Genomic DNA, 5,055 nt, shown 5'->3' with positions numbered 1-5,055 from the left:
CCGCTGGAAGATAACGCCATGGTGCTGATGCATTACGACAACGGCGCGGTAGGGCGCATGTGGGCCTCATCGATCAATGCCGGTTCGATGGACAGCCAAAGCATTCGCGTGATTGGTTCACGCGCCAGTCTGGAGTGGAGCGACTACAACCCAGGCGAGCTGAAATATGAAGTGCAGGGCCAGCCGAATCAGATCATGCATCACGGCATGCCGTACCTGCATGAAAGCGCTTTGGCAGATGAACGTCTGGGCGCACTGCATACCGAAGGTCTGGCGGAATCCTGGGCCAACATCTATCTGAAATTTGCTATCGCCATCCACGCCACCCAACAGGGCGACCAGAAGACTCTCGATAACCTGATCTATCCCGATATCAACGCCGGGATTGAAGGTGTGCGCTGGATCGAAAACTGCGTGCGTTCTGCGGACAACGGCGCGAGCTGGGTTAACTACGAATAAGGACTGCCATGAAACTTTCGTTTTGTACTGATAGCCTGGGTCATCTGCCGTTTGAACAGATGCTGGATAAGTTGCTGGAGCTGGGTGTTTACGGCGTTGAGATGACGACCGGCGGCTGGTCACCGGCACCGCATCTGCGTACCGAAGAATTGCTGGCGAGTGCCACGCAGCGTCAACAGCTACTGCAGGCGCTGGAAAGTCGCGGCATGTCGATTGCGGCGCTGAACGTGTCGGGTAATCCGCTCGATCCGGGCGAACTGGGCAACAAGCACAAGCGTGATACCGAAAACGCACTGGCGCTGGCCGGTGAACTGGGCGTGAAGAAAATCGTGATGATGAGCGGCCTGCCGCCCGCCAGCCCGCACGACACCATTCCAAACTGGATCACTTACACCGTGAGCTGGCCGCCGACGCTGAAAAACTGCCTCGATTATCAGTGGAATGAGGTAGCGATTCCTTACTGGCAAGGGCTGGTGCAGCGCGCCAAAAACAGCGGCGTGGAGAAGTTTGCGCTGGAGAATTTCAGTTCGATGCTGGTGTGGAATCCGGAAACCTTGTTCCGCCTGCGCGACGCGGTGGGCGATATGGTTGGACTGAACCTCGATCCCAGCCATCTGCTGTGGATGGGCGCGGATCCGATTGCCGCTGCGCGCGCGCTTGGCCCGGCGATTCATCACTGCCACGGCAAAGATGTGCGTCTGGAGCGCGGGCTGGTGGACATCAACGGTCTGCTGGAAACCAAGCCGGTGGAAGATGTCGCGAATCGCGCGTGGAACTATGTTGCCGTCGGTTGCGGCCAGGATCTGCAGTGGTGGAAAGAGTTCTTCTCGGTGGTACGCATGATGGGCTACAACGATTGGGTATCGCTGGAGATGGAAGATCTCACCATGTCGGTGGAAGCGGGCGTGACCTCCTCGATTGCGGCGCTTAAGCAAACCATTAGCCAGTAATGTCAAACCCACGGCGGGCAACCGCTCGCCGTGTTCTGTACATCGAGCCTTGCCTGCCTGATAATTCGTGGTTCACCCACTATTAAGAGGCACGCCATGCTGGAAAACCACCCACAGCGCGATGAAATCAGGCTGGAGAATGTGCTGGCGGCGTTGGGCAATCCGATGCGCATGACGGTGATCAGCATTCTGGCGGACGGCGGTGAACACACCTGCGGCTCGTTGCTGAAAGGCGTCTCCAAATCCACCTTAACTCATCACTGGCGCGTGCTGCGCGAAGGCGGCATTATCTGGCAGAAACCCTCTGGACGTGAAAATCTGCTGTCGCTGCGACGCGACGATCTCGATGCCCGTTTTCCGGGTTTGCTCGATTCGCTGTTAAGCGCCACTCAGCAAGATTCCTTGACCCGCACCACGCTGGATGACTTCCAGGTTAAATAACCCGCGCCCGCCCAGCCAGCGTAGCCACAACCATCTGTAGTGCCGCAATCACTAACAGCAGCATCAGCGGCCACTGCCAGTTGCCGCTAACATCATGCAGCAGGCCAAAACAGAGCGGGCCCAGCGCCGCTAATCCGTAACCGACGCACTGTGCCATGCCCGACAATTTCGACGCCTGAAAATGATCATGGGTGCGCAGATTAAACAGCGACAGGCAAATCACCATCGATGCGCCAGCGCCTAATCCCGCCAGAATCAGCCACAGCAGCGCATAATTCGGTGCCAATAACAGTCCGGCGACAGCGACAAAAATCGACAGCGAGGCGAGAAAACCAATCGCCCGCTGATCGCGCATTTTTCTCAGTGCACTCATGCAGGCCAGATTCGAAACGATGGCCACAATCTGATAGACAAACAGCATGCCGCCCGCTTCCAGCTGGCTAATGCCGCTATCTTGCGCGAAAGGCGTAAACCAACCAATCAGGGTGTAAAACACCAGCGACTGGCAGGCCATAAACAGCGAAACCTGCCAGCCTAAGGCCGCGCGCCACGGTGAGCGCGTTGACGTACTGTTGGCGCTGTTTTTTGCCTGAGACGCAGGCTTCTTCAGATACGGCAGCCAGGCTAACAGCGCGACGATCGCCGGAACCAGCCACACTGCTAATGAGAGTCGCCAGCCAGCGCTACTCAGCTCTGCGAGCGGCACCACCACGCCCGACGCAATGCTGGCGGTGATTGCCATGGTCATCGCGTACAAGCCAACATATCGCGCGGTGTGTTCGGTGAAATCACGTTTAATCAGCGGCGGCAGGAGCACGTTGGCCGCCGCAATCCCCGAGCTCAGGATGATGGTTCCCGCCCACATTGCATATTCACTGCCGCTGATACGCAGAATCGATCCCAGCGTGATGAGCAGCAACGCGCCCCATAAACTGCGCTCGAGACCAAAACGGTTGCCGAACCACGCGGCGGGTGGCGCTAAGGTAGCGAACATCAACAGCGGCAAGAAGTTGATCACGCCCGCGGCACTGGCGCTCAAGCCAAACGTCAGCCGGATGTTTTCCAGCACCGGGCCGACTGCGGTAATAGGCGTGCGCAAGTTGGCCGCTGTCAGCAGCAGTAAGAACAGGAAAAAACCAGAACGACGCAGAGCAGGATTCGCAGATAACGCGGTATGGGTCATATTTTCGCACCATAGCAATGAGGCAGACCGAGTCTGCTTATGGTGCGTTGGTTGACGTTAACGCTTACGCAGCGGGGATTGACCGCTGAAAGGAGGGCAATACTAACCAGTGGCTTTTATGATGTAAAGTTTCAAAAACCATCAAAGATAAAATCAACCGAGTCTTTAATCCTCTGGCGATAAACACGTGCATCCATCACCTGATCGCCAAGAAGCGACACGCGCACACTGGCCATTTCGTGAGTCATGACCAGAAATTCCTCGCCTTCAACCTGAATCACCGGATTAAGACGCTTAACTTGCTTTTTTTTAAACTGGTTTAAAGGGTAAAGCGGGATTACGATTCGTGATGCGAGTTCGCCGATAATCTCACTTTGAACGTCTACCAGATAAGGGTACTCGCTGTTCCTATTGGTATTGCGATAAATAAAATATTGCATGTCTAAAACGTCCTGTATTCATCCGACAATAAACCGTGTTCTTCGGTTATGCGATTGAGTTCCTGCAAACCTTCACTGTTTTCACGCTTCCATCTTTCCGCTTCAGTCGTACGAATTTCATGTTGCAAAGCTTTAGAGAGAATGGCGGATAAATTAAGCCCTGCCTCTCTGGCTTGCTCGAGTAGAGCAGGTTCAAGTGTCACACTGACGGTTTTTTTTTTGTCTTACGGCTGTAGAAGGCATAAATCCCCCATGTAGTTAACACGTGTATAAATGAGTGTGGTGAGTATGGGTGAAATCTGCGCTCTCTGCAATGCAGCGTTCTTAACGTGATATGGACTTTTAAAATCTCTAAACATGGTAAACCTTGCGCCATCGCTCATCCGCGTCCACCTTTAGTATTTCCCTTTTCCACAAATGGACGAACAATGCTCTGGTTATGGAACGTGCTTATCTTGTTGGCAACCGTGGTGGTGATGGAAATCGTCGCGGCGCTGTCGCATAAATACATCATGCACGGTTGGGGATGGGGCTGGCATCTGTCGCACCATGAACCGCACAGCGGAAAGTTTGAGCTCAACGATCTTTATGCGGTGGTATTTGCGGTACTGGCGATTGTGCTGATTTATGTCGGTGTGCAAGGCATGTGGCCGCTGCAGTGGATTGGTGCCGGGATGACGACGTACGGCGCGCTCTACTTCATGGTGCACGATGGACTGGTGCATCAACGCTGGCCGTTCCGCTATATCCCGCGCAAAGGCTATCTTAAGCGCTTATACATGGCGCACCGCATGCATCATGCGGTGCGCGGGCGTGAAGGCTGCGTGTCATTTGGTTTCCTCTACGCGCCACCGCTGAATAAGCTGCAAGCCACGCTGCGCCAGCGCCACGGACGTAAAATCAACGAGGACGCTGCCACAGACCAGCCGGACGCGGTTCAGGACGAGCCACACGCGAGGTGATCGCCAAACCTGCCCCTTTCACCAGCAGCGCCAGTTTTTCACCTTTACTGGTGCGCTGACGTGAATCCCAGGCGTGCACACCGGCGTGTTGAACTTTGACGCCAATTTCGCGATAAACGCCGCGAGCCGTAGCGATGGCCCACGCCGAGCGCAGCGGTAAACCCGGTAAACCGGATCGCGCCGAGTGATAATAGGGTTCCGCCTCCGCCACTAAACGTGCTGCCAGCGTAGCCAATGCTGCACGATGTTGCGGTGCAGTCAGCGTATCGGCGCGTAATCCCGCCTGATCGAGCCAGGTTTGCGGCAGATAGCAGCGGCCATTTTCGGCATCTTCGACAATGTCGCGCGCAATGTTAGTGAGCTGGAACGCCAGGCCTAAATCGCAGGCGTGATCGAGCACCGCTTCGTCGCGTACGCCCATTACGCGCGCCATCATCAAACCGACCACGCCCGCGACGTGATAGCAGTAACGTAGCGTGTCGTCGAAACTCGCATAGTGTTCATCGCGCGCATCCATGGCGAAGCCTTCCAGATGATCAAACGCCAGCTGTTGCGGCAACTGATGGATGATCGCCACTTCCTGAAACGCCCTAAAGGCCGGTTCATCCATGTGCGCACCG

7 protein-coding genes and 1 pseudogene are annotated in these 5,055 nt (G+C 55.5%); 4 read left to right on the top strand and 4 right to left on the bottom strand.

Features of this window, described 5'->3' with window-relative positions:
- From RTY00_RS19605 to RTY00_RS19595, 3 genes are all read left to right on the top strand, one after another.
- The coding region (locus tag RTY00_RS19605) for a Gfo/Idh/MocA family oxidoreductase (RefSeq protein ID WP_312665649.1) at window positions 1-459 on the top strand (459 nt) is incomplete at its 5' end.
- Window positions 460-467: 8 nt separating this feature from the next.
- The gene (locus tag RTY00_RS19600; RefSeq protein ID WP_312665647.1) at window positions 468-1,409 is read left to right on the top strand and encodes a sugar phosphate isomerase/epimerase; all 942 of its coding nucleotides are present in this window, start codon (window positions 468-470) and stop codon (window positions 1,407-1,409) included.
- Window positions 1,410-1,505: 96 nt separating this feature from the next.
- Complete coding sequence (locus RTY00_RS19595; protein ID WP_312665645.1) at window positions 1,506-1,850, top strand: helix-turn-helix transcriptional regulator; 345 nt, start codon at window positions 1,506-1,508, stop codon at window positions 1,848-1,850.
- On the opposite strand, the gene RTY00_RS19590 is transcribed toward RTY00_RS19595, so the two are convergent.
- From RTY00_RS19590 to RTY00_RS19580, 3 genes and pseudogenes are all read right to left on the bottom strand, one after another.
- A complete protein-coding gene (locus RTY00_RS19590; protein ID WP_312665643.1) occupies window positions 1,843-3,033 on the bottom strand; it encodes an MFS transporter in 1,191 nt (396 codons plus the stop codon). The genes RTY00_RS19595 and RTY00_RS19590 overlap by 8 nt on opposite strands.
- A 131-nt stretch (window positions 3,034-3,164) precedes the next feature.
- Window positions 3,165-3,473 carry a CcdB family protein gene (locus RTY00_RS19585; RefSeq protein ID WP_312665641.1) on the bottom strand — a complete coding sequence of 103 codons (309 nt, stop codon included), beginning with the start codon at window positions 3,471-3,473 and terminating at the stop codon, window positions 3,165-3,167.
- Window positions 3,474-3,475: 2 nt separating this feature from the next.
- Window positions 3,476-3,716: pseudogene (locus RTY00_RS19580) on the bottom strand (type II toxin-antitoxin system CcdA family antitoxin).
- A 185-nt stretch (window positions 3,717-3,901) separates the two neighbouring features.
- Here RTY00_RS19580 and RTY00_RS19575 point away from each other — a divergent pair.
- Window positions 3,902-4,435, top strand: coding sequence for a sterol desaturase family protein (locus tag RTY00_RS19575; protein ID WP_312665639.1), 534 nt, complete (start codon window positions 3,902-3,904; stop codon window positions 4,433-4,435).
- On the opposite strand, the gene RTY00_RS19570 is transcribed toward RTY00_RS19575, so the two are convergent.
- Window positions 4,374-5,055 (bottom strand): phytoene/squalene synthase family protein (locus tag RTY00_RS19570; RefSeq protein WP_312665637.1); only part of this gene is annotated, 682 nt, incomplete at its 5' end. The genes RTY00_RS19575 and RTY00_RS19570 overlap by 62 nt on opposite strands.

It is taken from the genome of Pantoea sp. CTOTU49201 (genome assembly GCF_032054795.1).
In the GTDB taxonomy this organism is placed as follows: domain Bacteria; phylum Pseudomonadota; class Gammaproteobacteria; order Enterobacterales; family Enterobacteriaceae; genus Pantoea; species Pantoea symbiotica.
Note: the sequence above shows the minus strand (reverse complement) of the source record. Positions and strands in the feature narration are given on the sequence as shown.

Bases quoted from the DNA above. Each gene is read 5' to 3' on its own strand.
- RTY00_RS19600 (WP_312665647.1), top strand. From the start codon at position 468: ATGAAACTTTCGTTTTGTACTGATAGCCTGGGTCATCTGCCGTTTGAA.
- RTY00_RS19595 (WP_312665645.1), top strand. From the start codon at position 1,506: ATGCTGGAAAACCACCCACAGCGCGATGAAATCAGGCTGGAGAATGTG.
- RTY00_RS19590 (WP_312665643.1), bottom strand. From the start codon at position 3,033: ATGACCCATACCGCGTTATCTGCGAATCCTGCTCTGCGTCGTTCTGGT.
- RTY00_RS19585 (WP_312665641.1), bottom strand. From the start codon at position 3,473: ATGCAATATTTTATTTATCGCAATACCAATAGGAACAGCGAGTACCCT.
- RTY00_RS19575 (WP_312665639.1), top strand. From the start codon at position 3,902: ATGCTCTGGTTATGGAACGTGCTTATCTTGTTGGCAACCGTGGTGGTG.